Origin of the sequence: Solitalea lacus (genome assembly GCF_022014595.1) — a bacterium.
GTDB classification, from domain to species: domain Bacteria; phylum Bacteroidota; class Bacteroidia; order Sphingobacteriales; family Sphingobacteriaceae; genus Solitalea; species Solitalea lacus.
The window spans coordinates 2,595,510-2,612,756 of record NZ_CP091740.1 but is presented as its reverse complement, the minus strand read 5'-3'; the positions used below and the strand labels follow the sequence as shown (position 1 = coordinate 2,612,756).

Here is a 17,247-nt window from a genome sequence, read left to right as displayed (position 1 = left end):
TAACAAATGAGGTTTTATAAGTTACAAATACCGTTCATTTAGCACATTCACATGATGATGAATATGTCCAATCATAATGAAGCCTAATGCTCTTGCACTAATGTTATGTGTTACTCCATTACCCAAAAACTTACTTTGTTCATCGCTAATGTTTTTGAATAGAAATTCAGAGTTTTTACGAACAGTCAAAAATTCGTCAATTAAACTTTCCATGGTTCTATGTGTAACATCAACATTGGCAGCATAAAGATCTTCATCCATGCTATGCAAGGGAGTCGAATTATCTCCACGGGCGCATACTAAGGCGCGATAAGCAAATACTCGTTCCGTATCAATGATATGCATTAACACTTCTTTAACGCTCCATTTATTTGGAGCATACCTATAATTATGCTTTTCAGATGGCACTTCCTTAAAATATTGTGCTGTTAGCAGAGTGTTTTGATGAAATAGTGTTTCAAAATCACCTTCACCCACTAAGTCAATGTAATGCTGGAAATACGGATTGTACTCTGTTTGTTCAGGGAGTTTCATTTGTAGTATTTTTAATAAGAAATCGTTCTAAAAGAACGTTATTGCAGGAACTGAAATAAAGTTACTAAGATAATCCTTTAGTAGAGATTCTTTTCTTTATAATTAAAATACGCTTGATTGAGGCTGTAAATCGTTTGTTGGTTGGATATTTTCGGTGAGAGGTTAAATTGTTAAATATTAAGGCCATCCCCAGTAAAATTAATGCGCCCATCAATACCGGAAATACCACATAAAAATATCCTAATGCTTTTATTTTCTCCGAACCTGTTACAGCAATTAACGCAGTTGCTCCTCCGGGTGGATGCATGGTTTTAGTTATTTGCATCATAACTATGGAAAGCGAAACTGCTAAGGGGGCATTTAACCAAACAATATCAGGAAACAGCTTATAAACTGTAACTCCTATAAATGCCGAAATAAAATGACCGCCTATTAAGTTTTTTGGTTGGGCTAAAGGGCTTTGAATTGCACCATAAACCAGTACACTCGAGGCGCCGAATGATCCTATTAAGAAAATGTTTTCGTTGGGAGGTAAGATATGGCTTTGAAGAAAAGCAATGATCCCTATACCGGCAAATGCTCCTATAAACGACCAAAAGTGCTCTTTATAATCAACAAGAGTTTCTTTGTAAATAATGTATTTTGATACTCGGAGGCTTCTTTTAATCCTTTTTTTAATCATCTAGTATTGTTTGGTTTGCGCCACAAAGGTAGGCTTTTAGGAATTTTAAGTGTGAAAGAAATCTGTTACTGAAAGATAAGTTCCCAAGATTGCTCCTTAATCCTCCTGATTTTTTGCAACCCGATACTTTACTATTTCAATTATCAATTCAATTGGTAGCGGTTGATTTAAGGAGAATTGAACCGTTCCTTTTCCTCCTTTGTAGGATTTAAGGGTATCCTTAAATGCAACGTGTTCTCGCGGGGCCGGATACATTCCAATATGTTTTTTATATCCGGCAAAGTGGATTAAATTACGACCATTTAATTTAAACGTAGGTATACCATAACTAATGGCTTCCTCCGCATCGGGTACCGTTTTCTTTATTAATTCCCTAATTTGCGATAAAATAAGTTGTATGTTTTCAGGACACTGAGAGATGTATTCATCAATAGTATTAACCACTATAGCCATACTTGGAATCAAGAATTAAAGTTTGTTGCTGAGAACATTTATACTAATGAAAATAATTAAGGTTTTATGGTTGCGTGCAAGGTAATGTATTAGTTGTTCATTAAAACCGGAGAGATAAACAATAACGTACCTATGACAAACAATAAGGTTAATACATGTACTTTATAATGGTTGGATCGTAAAAATATGAACTGTTGTATGGTGCGAATAAACCAAAATAATGAACTGCCCATCAGAAAAAGGTGTCCTAAACTGGTGGTCAGCAATTCAGAAGGATAAATGAAACAAATTGCTGCGGTAAATAAAAAATAGTAAGTGATTTGCACATTGAGTATTTGCATTATCGCTTTATTTATGTACCCCGTTTTCTTTAATTTACTGTTCCAGTTGAATATTTTCCAAAAGCCGATATGAAATAAGGCAAAACCGATATTGAAAATTCCGCATAGCAGTATTATTGTTTTCATTTTAATGTTGTTAAAGATATGTCAGGTCGCTATTTTATTTCAATTCTTGTATTACATTAATATAGAAATACTAGCCATAACTTAACAAATAATATTTTTAATTATTTGAATATCAGTTTGGCATAGAACTTTTCTGAGTAAAGTTATTCATATTGCATATCATATAAGTCAAAACCTTTAGCCCAATAATTCTTTACAACTGTTTGAAGAACAAATCCGTTTTTCTGATAAAATTTGTACGCTAGTTGAGATGTCCTGACTTTTATTCTTTCTATATCCTTAATTGACTTAAGAAGCTCAATTCTATAGTTAAGCAACTTTTGTCCGACTCCTCTCCCTTGAAAATCAGGGTCAATAATGTCCCAGCTTATTTTGCCTGTTCTATTATCATTATCAAAATTGATGCCTCCAGCACCTATTATCTTTTCACCGATTCAACCACAAAATATTTTTCAATTTTATATTCAAGATATTCGTTCAGGTCTTCAATTTCACTTTCTGCAAAATACTTAGGAACATTTAGTTTTACTATTTCAATAAGCCGAGCCTTATCAGTAGGTCAGAATTCTCTTATGATTATGTCATTGGCCATACCTTTATTTGCGGACTATGTCTTCCTGTCATTGAATAAGCAGAAGATATTGCTGGTAGTTTGGGTTAATTGAACGGTCTATAAAGATAAATAAAACGTGTATTTTTAAAATGCTTCCTGGAAGTTGAAATAGAAACCGCTTGATCCTTTACCAAAGCCATAATCCAGACGAAGGTTCATGCGAGGTTGCACTTCAAACCTGAAGCCTATTCCTCCATTGGGGAGCCAATGCTTAAAGTCTGTAGGATCTTCCCCAATTGAACCTGTTGCTAACCAACCAACAGCTCCATACTTTGAAGGTTTAGCATCCTTTTTATAAAAGGTATGTCTGTATTCTCCAATTCCAAATAACATCGACTTATTACGGTATTGTCCCCATAAATAACCTCGCAGGTCAAATGGTGTACCTAGTTGAGACATTTCTCCATAAGGAACGTTTCCAACGGCAAAGCGTCCGCGTAACTGAAACGCCAGGGTATGGCCGGGTTTAGTTATTGAAAAGTATTTTCTAGTATCAAATGAATACACCTGGTAATTATTTTGACCTCCTAAAAATCCCCCGTAAAGAGTAATTTGTGCTTCAAGAAAAATTCCTTTCCAGGCATTAACAGTAATGTCCCGGGTGTCATGTTGAAATAGTATGCCAAATCCACTGTTGTATGGTGTTTCATTGTATTGCTGATAAACCGGATCGGCTGCAACTCCTGGACTGGGATCCTTTCCTTTTGTATAATTTAAGTCTAAAGCTGCACCTGCAAAAAAAGTTTTCTTAAACTGCCATAAGAAACGTGGATAGAATTGGAGCCAAACACGATTATACTTGGTGGTTGAGTCACTTTTTGGGGTATATCTCCCATTTTCATAACCAATTCCAAAGTAATTGTCATCCATGTTTTTAAACCATACATCGGTGTATAACCTATATTTATCGTGTTTTAAAAAGACAGAGGCACGTGTAGAAAAAAAATAAGAGCCTGTTGAACCCCATCCAATATTGAATGGAGCTGATGACCGTTGAAGAGTTGTATCGGCCTTATCCATTCTCCATGATGTTAATACACCTCCTGCTATGGTAAAACCCAGTTCAGGAGTATAGGCTGGACCCGCTAATGGAGTAATCATGAACTTGCCTTCTTTTTCTTTTTGTTTTTTGGCAAGTTGACGCTGTTGTTTTTTGGTTAGGGTGTCAATCGGTTGGGCTGATACAGTGGTAATTGTTAGAGCAAATAGGAAGAACACCAAAGAGAGCATGCGATTGTTCATACAGGTCTAAATGTTAGAGCTTTAGTTTACTTTTTCTTTTCACCCGACATAATGTTTTTGCCTTTAATACCAAAACGGTAACCTACAGAAAGCATATACTGTTGTTTTTTGTAGGCTCCACCGAACTCTCCTCTAATTTGCCATCGCGGATTGATTTGCCATTGTCCTCCAATTGAAAAGTGCCAAGGTGTGTATAAACCTTTGCTGAAATGATAGCGAACATATCCGGTTTCAAGAGTATTCGATGCTGTTTCCAACCCATCCTTTAACCGGGTATATACATTCTCATAAAGTTCCTTTAAAGGAGGCGTGAGGTTATTATACCAATCATCAAGTTGTGATTGTAAATCGTTGATTTTATCGCCATCTAATCCTAATTCTTTGAAAGAAATTTGGCCATTGGTTTCATTAAAAATTTTCTGATTTTGAGCTGTTACCCAAATGGCAATATTCTGTTTGGGGTGTTCATTAAAGTTAAAGGTACGCCCTACCCTTATACCTACTACCCGTGTTTTAACGGGACGATCCAGAAGATCCAAGTCTGTCCATGCAAAGTTTATATCGCCAGTTACCCAAAGTTTTCCTATTCCTCCGGCTAGCATGAGCCCAAAACCATAATATTGACCTGGGTTACTGGTAACAGTTCTAAAAGAAACAGGTTCAGCCAGCTGGACAATGGTTTCTCCGTTTAAGGTTCCTCCAAGCGCATATACATTAAAAAAAGGAAATAGGTAAGTGTCAAAACGAAAGTTAGTTATGTATCCTTCACCGGTAACATAATCAAATACAACAATTGAATCGAGATTAATTAACTCTGTACTATTAAAGCCCACTTCTAGGCCGTTAATTTTTATATCTTGTTTAGTATAAATAGTGTTAAGCATTAAACCGTTCGGCAAGGGAAACTTAAACCCTTTCGATGCTGCTTTTTGACCAAGTGCAGGAAAAATGTATGGGTATTTGATGTTTTTTAGGCTATCAGCAACTCGTGCACTGTCTTTTTTTGTTGGTACGGTGGTATACTGTGCCCTTAGGGAAATGCCAATTAACAAGAGAATAACTAGAGAGAGCGTACGTTTCATTGCATTTATAATGTAGTTAGTTAATCAGTTATAAGGCTTTTGGCTGAATTAATACGATAAATAGGTTTCAGGTGCAAAATCGTATCTTAAACAGTATTTTGGGCAGATGTTTTAAAGTAATGCTTAAGTTTAATATGAATAAAGATAGAGTACTAGTCATAAGCATGTTTATTAGTATGTATTAATTTACTAATATTTTATTAGATAATTTATTGAGAAGATGAATTAAGGTCCTGTTTATATAGAAAAGGCCCATAATCTTATGAATTATGAGCCTTTTTATCAACTAAGGATCTGTTATAATATTATCCCACCCTTTTGATTTCCGCCAAAACGCCGTCCCATAATTTTATTCGAGTTTTAAGCGCTTGAACCACGGCACTTTCGGCTTCAATCCATTTATCGTCATCTTCTCCACAAAGATCATTTGTCATTTGCAGAGCCAGTTCACCATGGTGGCCACCGTCAACCTCAATATGCCTTTCAATGTAATATTTGAAAATGCTGATTTCCCCAGGATGTTGCTGGTCAAGTTCTCTTAAAATAGAAAGGAACATATCTGGAATTAAATCTTCCCTTCCATACGTAAATACAGCTGCCTGGGTATGCAATTTACCTTGTGCAATTGTATCAAAAGTAAAGTTGACAAATTGTTGCACTGATTCTGGTAACTCTGCCGTCCGTAGTGCATTCTCTATAGAGTAAATCCCTGTAACACATTGCAAAAAGAACTTAAGTTTGGCTTTTTCAGCCCCAGCCTGTTTCATGGCATCTAAATACAGTTCAAAATGACTAATCCGTTTGCCGTCTTGGTCTACATCACTTTCTTCTCCTGTTACAATTTCATTGATTAGATAACGGGTTGCAGCTGAGCCAACTGGTTTCCATGGTGCTTCAGTGCAGGTAAGGTGATGCTGTAAGTTTTTTAGTAATGACATGAAATCCCATACAGCATATACATGGTGTTGCATGAATATGCGGAGATGTTCAATGCTTTTGATGTTCTCATATAATGGGTGCTTAATCAACTGTTGACGTAATGGTTCAATAGTTGTTCGTATTTGTTGTATCTCCTGTACCATAATTGTGATTTAAACTGAAGGAAGGGCAGCTAAACTTTGGTTAATTTCTTTCAAATACTCAAGGTATAAATTTAATGCCTGATGCTTTTTATCATCAAACACGTAGTCAATTTTATGCAGCAGATAATCGTCTAAATCAAAGTCGCTGCGTTTGTCCATTGTTTTTAGCAGTTCTTCTCTATGGGTAATTCCATAACCTAGGGCCCTGTTTAACTCTTGTTTAAGTTCTGGACTTATAGGTTTATTGGCGGCCCAAACTGCAAAAGCAAATGGTAAACTGGTAAAGTTTTTCCATTCTTCGGCAAGGTCATATACGTAATTAAACTCATGTTTGCGGCCAAAAGTACGATCGCCAATGAGCACCTGAGCGTCAGCTGTTCCTTCATGCAGAATAATCGGATCCAATTTCCAATATTTTTTTAGAAGAATACGAGCAAGGTTGTTTGATGTTCTTGACTGTGCATCTAAACGAATCGTTTTTATTTCATTAACAGGTAAATCACTGAAGATAAATACCGAGTTAACGGCTCCATTTGCTCCGATGCAATAATCGCCGATAATTTCGTAATACGGTAAGCGAAGTAATGCCGCAACCGGTATTAAGCCCACGTCCGCCCTATCATCAATTAACTTTTGCGCACAATCTGCCGGAATATCTAGTGAAAGCTCAATCTTGTCTAGTATGTTTGAGTGTTCTAATCCGTATAAAAAAGGTTTGGTATTGGTATATGATACTGCCGAAACTCTTAATTTTTCTATTTGTTTCTCCATGGGCTTATACTCACTTTTCTATTTGCTCCAAATGGGCAAGGGAATTAAAAGTTAATAAATTAAATTGCTGTCCGGTGTATCCAAGTGTATACAATGAGGTGTTTTGATGAATAAATCTATCCATATTGCGGAACTCAATATTCAATAAACCACAAAGGAGAATACGCATTGCTCGGCCATGCATGCAAATTAAAATATTCCTTTCATCTTCTTTCCCCATTACGTATTCCATTGCCTGCATCTGACGTTCACTTACATCCAAGGGGCTTTCACCTCCTATAAAACGTTTATCGTATTTACCTTCAAGCCATGCGTTGGTAACAGTCGTAAAGCCATCAATTACTTCTGACTTATATGGTTTTCCTTCATTTTCGCCCCAATCCAATTCATCAAACCCGGGATGCTGTTCCCATGCAAGTCCTGTAGAAATAAAAGGGCGCATGGTTTGGTGGGTACGTTTTAATGTTGAAGTATAAACCTTATCAAATGCAATGTGTTTATAGTTTTTGAAGAATTTCTGAGCCTGTTCATGGCCCAGATCATTCAAATCAGTATTTACACCACGGCCCTGTACTACTCCACTACGGTTATAGTCGGTTTCACCGTGACGTACAATGTAAAGTACCTTCTTATAATCTTGAAGCTGAAATTCTTCATTATCACCGGAAAATGCCGGATGGTTTGTAAGTAATTCCTGCATAATGTTCTTTTAATAGCTAATAGGTCTAATTGCTATTAAACCTTTCTTGTTTTGGTTTAAAAGTATTCAACCTAATCTTTTAACAATTTACGCAAACTGTTTTAGTTGCGCACTTCATTCAATACCGGAAGTGAAATAAATTCAACCTCCTTCTCTTCAGCCGAGAAATCGTACTCATTATAATCTGTTATGATGTTATACAATGTATCACGCTCTATCGGATGACGGTTGACATGTTTAATCAAATCAACCAACTCTTTGGTGCTCATTGCCGGGTGTTGTTCTTCCGAACCGGCCATTGAATAGATTTTTGTAGTATCATCAATGGTTCCATCAATATCATTTACCCCAAATGCCAATGAAAGTTGTGTGGTTACACGGCCAATCATTGCCCAGTAAGATTTGATATGATCAAAATTATCTAAATAAATACGGCTAATTGCATAGTTTTTCAAGTCATCAACGACTGATGTTTCAGGAACATCCGACATTTGATTGTCCTTGTTTCTGAATTTTAATGGAATGAACGTTTGAAAACCGCCGGTTCTATCTTGAAGCTTTCGCAATTCATCCATGTGGTGAATTCGATGCCAATAGCTTTCGATATGCCCGTATAACATAGTTGCATTAGAACGCATACCTAATTTGTGCCATTCTTCATGTATTTGCAGCCACTGCTCTCCTGTACATTTATCTGCAGCAATTTGATCACGAATTTCATGATGAAATATTTCAGCACCTCCACCAGGCATGGATTCCAGACCTGCTTCCTTCATCAATTTCATGCCCTCTGCATAACTTAATTTGGCCTTTTTAAAGATATAGTGATATTCAACAGGTGTCAGGGCCTTCACATGTAATTCGGAACGGTGGGCTTTTATGGCTTTAAATAATTCCATATAGAATTTCAAATCATATTGAGGTAATACTCCGCCTACAATATGAACTTCGGTAACAGGTTTTCCATCATATTTTTTCACAATGTTCAACATGTCATCCATGGTTAACTCCCAACCTTCTGCCCTTTGCTTAATTAAGCGCGAATAAGAACAAAACTTACAGTCGTATACACAAAGATTAGTAGGTTCAATATGAAAATTGCGGTTGAAATACGTGTAGTTGCCGTGTTTCTTCTCCCTTATATGATTTGCAAGCGTTCCTAAATAACCTAAATCACCTTTTTCATAAAGCAATACACCTTCATCAAATGTAATGCGCGCACTTTCTTTTACCTTTTGGGCAATGTTTTTTAGATCTGGGGCAAGGTGCGGATCTGCTAATAGTATGTCGAGTTGTGTTTCAGCGCTCATGTATTAAATTTTAACAAAATAGAAAACCTCTACCTGTGTTACGAAAGTTTGGTTCTGAAAGGATTGCAAATATACATTTACAGCAAATAGTAAACAATGTTGACTATTTGAAAATAAACATAAATAAGCTTCAAACTGTTTTCAAAAATGCGAATTATTCATTAACAAAGTGAGTTTTTTAAGACAATTGATTCGTAATTTTTCTATGAAGTCATTCAAGGAATGTATTCGAGTGAGTAGTATTGGTGAAATATTCCGATGCTTACTTTCTTCTTCAATATGTTCATTTACATAATGATATAATAATTCAAAGTCGTGAAGGTTCCCTAATTCTTCTTGCAGATTATCTATTTGCGTGATTAGGTTAGACCTGTTTGAAACTACATTTAAAATCTTATATAGCATTAATATATGTTTCAGTTGTGCCCGAATATGATGAAGCTGTCCCTTATTCGGTCCTTGTAGAACTTGTTCTTCTACAGATGCCAATCTTAGACGCGTAAAAGTTTTATAATTGCCTAGTCGTTCCAGAGGGCTCTTTACGTCTAAATGAAAGGATAAATAATCCAGGGTACTAGCTGCCTTTTCATGCTCAAAATTTTCGGCCTTATTCAAATAGCTTACCGTTAGTTTTTCTTTTCGATTATGAAGTTTGTCCTGTAAGCAATTGATGAGTTTTTCATCTTCAGTAAAATAATGAATCAGGCGTTTTTCAAGTTGAAAGTTGTCTCTTAATCTTCCGGAATGCCTAAAGAGGCGTTTAAAGGGTAGAAATAAAGCTTTTGAATTTTGGTGTTCATTATTATTGTTTGCAAACAAAATACATAGTGCCTTTATTTTTTTCAGATTTAGCCGAAGTGTATGCAGATGGTCGTTAGAACATTCCTTTTGAGTTTCATCAATAGCTTGATAAAGTTGCGATGAAATAGTAGCTGATATGATTTTTTCTGTTCCCACAATACATTTCTTTCTTAAATTTAGGCTTTTTAGTAACCATCTCAGCTATCAATTACAAATTGCTTATTTATGAAACTTGAAACATTGGCCATACATGCCGGCAACGAACCTGATAGTGCAACCGGTGCCATTACCCCTCCTATTCACTTATCGACTACTTTTCTGAGAGACGAAGATTTAGGCTATTCAAAAGGTTTTATGTATACCAGGCATAATAATCCAAATAGAAAGCAATTGGAATCTTGTTTGGCCGCATTAGAAGGTGGTGAAGCAGCCTTAGCCTTTGGTTCTGGTTCGGCTGCGGCATTTGCAGTTTTTCAGGCATTGCAACCCGGAGATCACATCATTGCTCCAGATGATATGTATCATGGTTTACGCAATCAATTGAAACAAATTTTTATTGACCTTAAAATGTGGATCACTTTTATAGATTTTAATGAAGTGGAAAATCATATACGTCCTAACACAAGGTTAATTTGGATGGAAACTCCATCTAATCCGCTAATGAAAATTACAGATATAGAACGGGTTGTACACTTGGCTAAGCAGAATAATATAATAACCGCAGTTGATAATACCTTTGCAACTCCATGTATTCAACGCCCTTTAGAAATGGGGGTTGACGTGGTCATGCATGCTACAACCAAGTATATCAACGGTCATAGTGATGTATTAGGTGGAGCAGTTATTTCCAAGAATAATAATGAGTTTTTTCAGCGAATTCGTCATATTCAAATACTTGGAGGTGGGGTACCTTCTCCATTTGATTGTTATTTAACACTAAGGGGTATCAGAACATTACCATATCGTATGAGGGGGCATTCAGAGAATGCGCTTGCATTGGCGAAATTTCTTGAGCAACACTCCAGGGTTGAACAAGTTTTTTATCCCGGATTACTATCACATCCTGATCATCAATTGGCTGCCAAGCAAATGAAAAATGGTTTTGGTGGAATGCTTTCTTTTTGTGTGAAAGGTGGTATGGAAAAAGCTGTTAAAGTATGTAATAATACCCGTTTGTTCTTACAGGCAACAAGCCTGGGTGGGGTTGAAAGCCTTATTGAACATCGCGCCTCACAAGAAGGATCAGAAACTAAAACACCTCAAAATTTACTAAGAGTTTCAGTCGGTTTGGAGCATATTGACGATTTAATTGCTGATATAGATAGAGCCTTAACGATCTAAATGGAAGGATTATTTATGTTTAATTAAAGCATGAAGAAGCTTTTAGCTTCTTCATGCTTTATGATACCTATTTAATTTTATACTGATAAAGGGTGCTAATCTGGCTGATATCGGAAACTGTAACATCCAAATCATGCAAAATACCATCGGCAACATCGAATACCCAACCATGAACCGATAATTTTTGTCCGCTTTCCCAGGCTTTTTGAACAATGCTGGTATTACATACGTTTAGTACCTGCTCTTTAATGTTGATTTCACATAACAATCTAAAACGTTCTTCTTCATCTGTAATAACATTCAACTGGTCTTCATGCATACGATATACATCTTTAATATTTCTTAACCAGTTATCAATCAACCCAAAATTTGAATTGCCCATAGCAGCTTTAACACCACCACATCCGTAATGACCAACTACCAAAATATGTTCTACCTTAAGCACTTTTACCGCATATTGAATTACAGAAAGGCAGTTTATATCGGTATGAACAACCATATTGGCAATATTACGGTGCACAAATACCTCTCCTGGAGCCAATCCCGTAATTTCATTTGCAGGTACCCTACTGTCTGCACAGCCAATCCATAAAAACTTAGGATCTTGTTGTTTAGCCAGATTTATAAAGTAGTTTTCATCAATACTTAACCAGTGGTCAACAAACTTTTTATTATTCTCAAATAGTTTTTCTATTTCGTTCATGATATTTATAGTAGGTTAATTGGTTATATAACAATAAAAAACGTCCCGGTTTTACCGAGACGTTATATGAAGATTATTAAATATCTCTATTCGGGTCGAATGCCTCAAGATAATCAGCTACTTTTCGAACAAACATTCCTCCAAGTGAGCCATCTACCACACGGTGGTCATAAGATAATGATAGGAACATCATATGGCGAATGGCAATTACATCACCAAATTCAGTTTCAATTACAGCGGGTTTCTTTTTAATTGCCCCAACTGCCAAAATTGCTACCTGTGGTTGGTTGATAATAGGTGTACCCATTACATTACCAAAAGAACCTACATTGGTGAGTGTGAAGGTCCCGCCTTGAATTTCATCAGGCTGCAATTTATTATTACGAGCGCGGTTTGCTAAATCATTAACTGATTTTGTTAAACCAACCAAGTTCATTTGGTCTGCATTCTTAATTACAGGAACAATTAAGTTGCCACTTGGTAAGGCAGCAGCCATACCAATGTTAATGTTTTTACGAACGATGATTTTTGTTCCATCAACTGAAACATTAATCATTGGGAGGTCTTTAATTGCTTTGGCAACAGCTTCGATGAAAATTGGTGTAAAAGTGATTTTTTCACCTTCCCGTTTCTCAAAGGTTTTCTTCGCTTTATCTCTCCACTGAACAATATTGGTTACATCAGCTTCAACAAATGAAGTAACATGCGGAGACACATGTTTACTCATTACCATATGCTCGGCAATAAGTTTTCGCATGCGATCCATCTCGATGATTTCATCAGTTCCACCAACAGAAACTGCAGGGGCCTTAATTTCAATTGTTGAGGCAACAGGAGCTGCTTTAGGTGAAGCCGGAGTTTCCTTAGCAGGTTCAGTTTTTTGAACAGGAGCTGAAGGCTGACCTACTGGAGTTACTTTAACTGCTCCTGATGCTCTTTGCTGAACATAAGCTAAAATATCTTGTTTTGTAACCCTTCCTTCTGATCCGGTACCTTGAATAGCATCTAGTTCGGCTGCTGAAACACCCTCGCTTTCTGCAATGGTACGTACTAATGGAGAATAGAAACGAATTCCGTTAGATTTTATAGGAGCTGCCGTTTCTTCAGTACGTCCTAAAGTGGCATTTACAAGGTTTAAGTCTGGCAAGTCATCACCTTTAGTTTGTTCAATTTGAACAGGAGGTTCAACTTGAGTTACAGAGTTAGTAGTTTCGGCAACATCTGTTTCAATAATAGCTATAGCTGCACCTACTTGAACAATATCATTCTCATTAAATAAATACTCCACTAAAGTTCCTGAAACAGGAGATGGCACTTCTGAATCAACCTTATCGGTGGCGATTTCAAGAACGTTTTCATCTGCCTCAATTTTTTCACCGATGTTTTTCACCCATTTGATAATGGTAGCTTCAGCTACACTTTCACCCATTTTGGGCATAATCAACTCGTAACGTGCCATAGAATGTAGAATCTCTTTTATTTAAAGGTTAATTTATTGATGGACAAATGTAGAAATTTTATTTTAAGCATCATGAAACGCCTTCCCTTAAATTCGCAATGGTTGCATTCATTGTTTCCCCAAAGGCTTTAAGAAACTTATTTCTTAATCTGATTTTTATTCATTTTAAAGCCTTGTGCAATATTGTTTACGGCTAATGCAATTCTTTGTACCTGAATATCTTCATTGTCGGAAGAAAATATCCATTGGGTGTATTGTTTCTGTTCTTCTAGAGTAAATTGCTGGAACTTGGCAAATGCCTCAGGTTCGTCTTCCAGGCAAGCTAAGAAAGAGTCAATAGTAGCGGTTTCATTTTCTGGATTGAATCTATATAAAATTAATTGAACCCAATCACCAGCTTCTTTTCTTATCTTTTTTCGTATTTCTGCTTTAACAGGAATAAATAGTTTACCGTTGCCAATTGGCATTAAATGGGTTTCAGCTAGTTCATAAGTATCAATGGAGCCCTTAACTTTTAAGTAGTTTAGCTTTTTTGATTCCTTACCCTTTAAATCAAGTGGTGCATAGGTCCATCCGGCTTTACCTGGAAATTTTTGCAATTGCACAGTTTGATCAATAATAAGTGATGTCATAGTTTAGTCAGAATGATTCTTAGAAAGTATTACTTCTTCAGCTCCCCTCCTACACTATAGGCTTTTTGATACCAGGATTGGTTAAAATCGCTGATCATTACTCCCTTACTGGTTGATGCATGTACAAAACGTCCGTTTTTTAAGTAAATACCTACATGCGAATTTTTTTTCCCGTCATAATTCATAAACACCAAATCTCCTTCACGTAATGCAGTATATGGCTTTTGATCCATAATTGAATAAATTTGACTGGTGGTGCGAGGAATACTTAATTCGTAAACGGTTTTATAGAGCAAACTTGTAAAGCCCGAGCAATCAATTCCTGCTTTGGTCATGCCTCCGATTTTATATGGAACCCCTATCCAGTCATCTATAAAACGTAATAAATTGACATTTTTGAGTTCTTTTTCGTTTATGCCTAATTCCTGAGCGTAATATCCGATTAGGTATTTGTCTTTTACTGACGAATAGTTCGTAGAGTTAAGCTGGGTAGTTGTGCTATTACCAATGTTGGGACCTGTAATTGTTTTGCGGGTGGAACATGCACTAAAAGAAAAAAGCGTGATTAATACGTATAGTTTAGTTTTTACGTTTTCCATTCAGATTCTAATTAATACTTTTGATTTATGAGCAAAATCAATGTCAAAATAACGCGATTCAGTTTAATTTCTTGCCTTTTAATTTCAACATTTCAACTTAAAGCACAAAAGGTTGAGCCCAGGGTGGCAATTGATGTACCAATTGAAGCTAACAAAACTTTGTATTATAGCAGCAACAAATCCGGTACGTATCAAATTTATAAGAAGAACTCTAAGGAGGAAAGTCGAATTACCAATGACGATGGTTTCAATTATTGGGGGATTAAAATTGCGCCCGATAAGCGAAAGTTCATTTGTTATCGTGCACCTAAGGGGTTGATTATAAAAGATAACAATGCTAAAAATTCAGAGCTTTGGCTCTTTAATATTGATGGAGGCAAGGGGCAAAAGCTTATTACCTTAAATGATTATAAATGGCGAGGTCATAATTCTGCAAGTTGGTCGGTTGATGGAAGCAAAATTTTAATGGCCGCCGAAATAAGTGATAAAAATGACCAGAACAGATATCGATGGCATTTAGTGCTTACCGATTCAATGGGGAAAAATCCAATTCAGATTAGTACGCGGTCAACTCAATTTGCGGATCCTTCATTTTCTCCAAACGGGAAATATATTACCTACTCTGCACAATCTTTGGGCACACCGTATAGTCTTTGTCCTTCGAAATACATGGAGATCTATGTTGCGCAAATGGATTCATCAACTTTTAAGTTAAAGAATGAACGAAAACTTACTTCGAATGAATATTGGGATGGAAAGCCCTCATTTACAAATGATAATGAACATATCGTTTACAGTGTGGCTCCTGGATGTTTGAGTGAGGTTGAATATGTTGATTTGCAATTGGTAAGTATAAGTGGTAAGATGTATGATTTAAAGACAGATAAATCGGTTAAACAAAATGCAACAGTTGCTCAAGATGGTTTAATTTATTTTCAATATCGACAAGGCCTAACCGGAAATTCTGGTATTGCCAGGATAAATAGCGACGGTGGTGGCTTTACCATACTTTATCAGGGAAGTAATTTTAGTATCATTAATCCTGAGGTTTTGGTTGATTAAAAGACTTTTTGATTCAGTTTGGAAAAGGTGTGAGCTATGGTTCATGCCTTTTCTTTTAGGATGAATTTTACGAAAGAAAGTTTTCTTTTTCTTTATATTTAAAAAATAAGATTCTATTAAATATGAAGAAAGTTTACAAATTATCCTTTTACTTGTTCGTTGCCAGTATATCATCGGCATTTGCTCAAGATGAAAAAATCGATTTTGATGTAATCGAAAAAATAAGAAATGAAGGCTTAAATAACTCCCAGGTAATGGATATAGCCTTTTATCTAACAGATGTTTCCGGCCCAAGGCTTTCCAATTCAAACGGTTTAAAAAATGCACAGAATTGGGCTATTGCTCAATTTAAGCAATGGGGATTGTTAAATCCGCATAAAGAAGCTTGGGGCGATTTTGGTCGAGGCTGGGAGATAGAGAAGAGCTATATTGCCATGACTAAGCCTTACTATCAACAGTTGTTGGGCACTCCTCGTGCTTGGACAAACGGTACTAATAAGTCAATTAAAGGAAGTGTTGAATTAGTTAAATTTAAATCGGATAGTGATTTTGTAAATTATGCCGGCAAGCTGAAAAACAAAATTGTCATTATGGATATTCCAAGCTCTATAAAGACTGGATTTGAAGCTGATGCTAAACGTTATACCGATGAGGATTTAGTTAAAATGGCTTCATATTCAGATGAAAATCCGGCTAAAAAAGATACTTTCTCCCCTAAGCAGATTCAGGAGTTCAGAGCTCGCGGCGCCATGATGGGTAAGTTCAGAGAGTTTTGTTTGACAGAAGGTGCTGCTTTGGTCATTAGTAATGGTCGTGGAAATAACGGTACCTATTTTACTAGCAATGGTGCACCCTACGCTGTTGATGCAAAACCTGTTGTTCCCGAAATGGAAATCACTGCCGAACACTACATGCGGATGATACGCCTGTTGAAAGCAAATATTCCGGTTGAGCTTGAAATTGATACTAAAACTAGGTTTGTAGATGAGGACGTTAAAGGATATAACGTGATTGCCGAAATACCCGGTACTGACCCTAAATTGAAAAATGAAGTGGTAATGTTAGGTGCACATATTGATTCATGGTTTGCTGCAACTGGCGCAACGGATAACGCTGCCGGTACAGCTGTTGTAATGGAAACGGTAAGGATTATTAAAGCGTTAAATCTAAAACCAAAACGTACAATACGAATTGCATTATGGTCATCAGAAGAACAAGGTTTGTTTGGCTCAAGAGGGTATGTAAAGCAACACTTTGGAGATAAAGCAACCATGGCATTATTACCTGAGCATGAAAAGCTTTCTGCTTATTATAACCTTGACAACGGAACCGGTAAAATTCGTGGTATTTATACCCAGGGTAATAAAGATGTTAAACCCATTTTTGAACAATGGTTTACACCATTTACTAACTTAGGGGCCAATACTGTTACTCTAAGTAATACCGGGGGAACTGATCATTTATCATTTGATGGTATCGGCCTTCCTGGTTTTCAGTTTATTCAAGATGAAATTGATTACGACACCAGAACCCATCATACCAATATGGATACTTATGACCGTTTACAGGCTGAAGATCTAAAACAAGCATCTGTTATTATGGCTTCATTTGTTTATAATACAGCAATAAGGGAAAACAAGATGCCAAGAAAAACGATTTCGAACTAAGATTAATTCATTATAGTTATAAGGCCCAGAGGAGCAACTCTTTTGGG

19 protein-coding genes are annotated in these 17,247 nt (G+C 36.4%); 3 read left to right on the top strand and 16 right to left on the bottom strand.

Going from position 1 to position 17,247, the window contains the following annotated elements; translation table 11 throughout:
- Positions 1-21: 21 nt before the first annotated feature.
- The 12 genes from L2B55_RS11100 to L2B55_RS11045 all read right to left on the bottom strand — a co-directional run bounded on the left by L2B55_RS11100 (position 22) and on the right by L2B55_RS11045 (position 9,893).
- Positions 22-534, bottom strand: a complete 513-nt coding sequence (locus tag L2B55_RS11100; protein ID WP_237845547.1) for a DinB family protein — start codon at positions 532-534, stop codon at positions 22-24.
- 64 nt (positions 535-598) lie between these two features.
- Complete coding sequence (locus L2B55_RS11095) at positions 599-1,216, bottom strand: HPP family protein (protein WP_237845545.1); 618 nt, start codon at positions 1,214-1,216, stop codon at positions 599-601.
- A 96-nt stretch (positions 1,217-1,312) separates the two neighbouring features.
- Positions 1,313-1,669 carry an iron chaperone gene (locus L2B55_RS11090; protein WP_237845544.1) on the bottom strand — a complete coding sequence of 119 codons (357 nt, stop codon included), beginning with the start codon at positions 1,667-1,669 and terminating at the stop codon, positions 1,313-1,315.
- An 89-nt stretch (positions 1,670-1,758) separates the two neighbouring features.
- On the bottom strand, positions 1,759-2,136 hold the full coding sequence (locus L2B55_RS11085) for a hypothetical protein (protein WP_237845543.1): 378 nt from the start codon (positions 2,134-2,136) through the stop codon (positions 1,759-1,761).
- Positions 2,137-2,279: 143 nt separating this feature from the next.
- Entirely contained in the window at positions 2,280-2,507 is a 228-nt protein-coding gene (locus L2B55_RS11080) for a GNAT family N-acetyltransferase (RefSeq protein WP_237850287.1), read from the bottom strand.
- A gap of 326 nt (positions 2,508-2,833) precedes the next feature.
- Positions 2,834-3,991, bottom strand: a complete 1,158-nt coding sequence (locus L2B55_RS11075) for a BamA/TamA family outer membrane protein (protein WP_237845542.1) — start codon at positions 3,989-3,991, stop codon at positions 2,834-2,836.
- A 26-nt stretch (positions 3,992-4,017) separates the two neighbouring features.
- Positions 4,018-5,073, bottom strand: a complete 1,056-nt coding sequence (locus tag L2B55_RS11070; RefSeq protein WP_237845538.1) for a hypothetical protein — start codon at positions 5,071-5,073, stop codon at positions 4,018-4,020.
- A gap of 305 nt (positions 5,074-5,378) precedes the next feature.
- On the bottom strand, positions 5,379-6,155 hold the full coding sequence (locus tag L2B55_RS11065; RefSeq protein ID WP_237845536.1) for a DUF3050 domain-containing protein: 777 nt from the start codon (positions 6,153-6,155) through the stop codon (positions 5,379-5,381).
- 9 nt (positions 6,156-6,164) lie between these two features.
- The gene (locus L2B55_RS11060) at positions 6,165-6,926 is read right to left on the bottom strand and encodes a menaquinone biosynthetic enzyme MqnA/MqnD family protein (protein WP_237845533.1); all 762 of its coding nucleotides are present in this window, start codon (positions 6,924-6,926) and stop codon (positions 6,165-6,167) included.
- A 10-nt stretch (positions 6,927-6,936) separates the two neighbouring features.
- Positions 6,937-7,626 (bottom strand): histidine phosphatase family protein, encoded by a 690-nt coding sequence (locus tag L2B55_RS11055; RefSeq protein WP_237845532.1) that lies wholly within the window; start codon positions 7,624-7,626, stop codon positions 6,937-6,939.
- A gap of 101 nt (positions 7,627-7,727) precedes the next feature.
- On the bottom strand, positions 7,728-8,936 hold the full coding sequence (gene mqnE / locus L2B55_RS11050; protein WP_237845531.1) for an aminofutalosine synthase MqnE: 1,209 nt from the start codon (positions 8,934-8,936) through the stop codon (positions 7,728-7,730).
- A gap of 141 nt (positions 8,937-9,077) precedes the next feature.
- Positions 9,078-9,893 carry a CHAD domain-containing protein gene (locus L2B55_RS11045; protein WP_237845530.1) on the bottom strand — a complete coding sequence of 272 codons (816 nt, stop codon included), beginning with the start codon at positions 9,891-9,893 and terminating at the stop codon, positions 9,078-9,080.
- A gap of 69 nt (positions 9,894-9,962) precedes the next feature.
- Between L2B55_RS11045 and L2B55_RS11040 the strand changes: the two genes are divergently transcribed.
- Entirely contained in the window at positions 9,963-11,078 is a 1,116-nt protein-coding gene (locus tag L2B55_RS11040) for a trans-sulfuration enzyme family protein (RefSeq protein ID WP_237845528.1), read from the top strand.
- Positions 11,079-11,145: 67 nt separating this feature from the next.
- On the opposite strand, the gene can is transcribed toward L2B55_RS11040, so the two are convergent.
- The 4 genes from can to L2B55_RS11020 all read right to left on the bottom strand — a co-directional run bounded on the left by can (position 11,146) and on the right by L2B55_RS11020 (position 14,471).
- Positions 11,146-11,781, bottom strand: coding sequence for a carbonate dehydratase (can, locus tag L2B55_RS11035; protein WP_237845526.1), 636 nt, complete (start codon positions 11,779-11,781; stop codon positions 11,146-11,148).
- A gap of 76 nt (positions 11,782-11,857) precedes the next feature.
- The gene (locus L2B55_RS11030) at positions 11,858-13,240 is read right to left on the bottom strand and encodes a dihydrolipoamide acetyltransferase family protein (RefSeq protein ID WP_237845524.1); all 1,383 of its coding nucleotides are present in this window, start codon (positions 13,238-13,240) and stop codon (positions 11,858-11,860) included.
- A gap of 137 nt (positions 13,241-13,377) precedes the next feature.
- Complete coding sequence (locus tag L2B55_RS11025) at positions 13,378-13,872, bottom strand: YdeI/OmpD-associated family protein (RefSeq protein ID WP_237845523.1); 495 nt, start codon at positions 13,870-13,872, stop codon at positions 13,378-13,380.
- 29 nt (positions 13,873-13,901) lie between these two features.
- On the bottom strand, positions 13,902-14,471 hold the full coding sequence (locus L2B55_RS11020; RefSeq protein ID WP_237845521.1) for a C40 family peptidase: 570 nt from the start codon (positions 14,469-14,471) through the stop codon (positions 13,902-13,904).
- Positions 14,472-14,498: 27 nt separating this feature from the next.
- Between L2B55_RS11020 and L2B55_RS11015 the strand changes: the two genes are divergently transcribed.
- Together L2B55_RS11015 and L2B55_RS11010 are read left to right on the top strand one after the other, a co-directional pair.
- Positions 14,499-15,533 carry a TolB family protein gene (locus L2B55_RS11015; protein ID WP_237845519.1) on the top strand — a complete coding sequence of 345 codons (1,035 nt, stop codon included), beginning with the start codon at positions 14,499-14,501 and terminating at the stop codon, positions 15,531-15,533.
- A 122-nt stretch (positions 15,534-15,655) separates the two neighbouring features.
- Positions 15,656-17,200 (top strand): M20/M25/M40 family metallo-hydrolase, encoded by a 1,545-nt coding sequence (locus tag L2B55_RS11010; RefSeq protein ID WP_237845517.1) that lies wholly within the window; start codon positions 15,656-15,658, stop codon positions 17,198-17,200.
- The last annotated feature ends 47 nt before the right edge of the window (positions 17,201-17,247 follow it).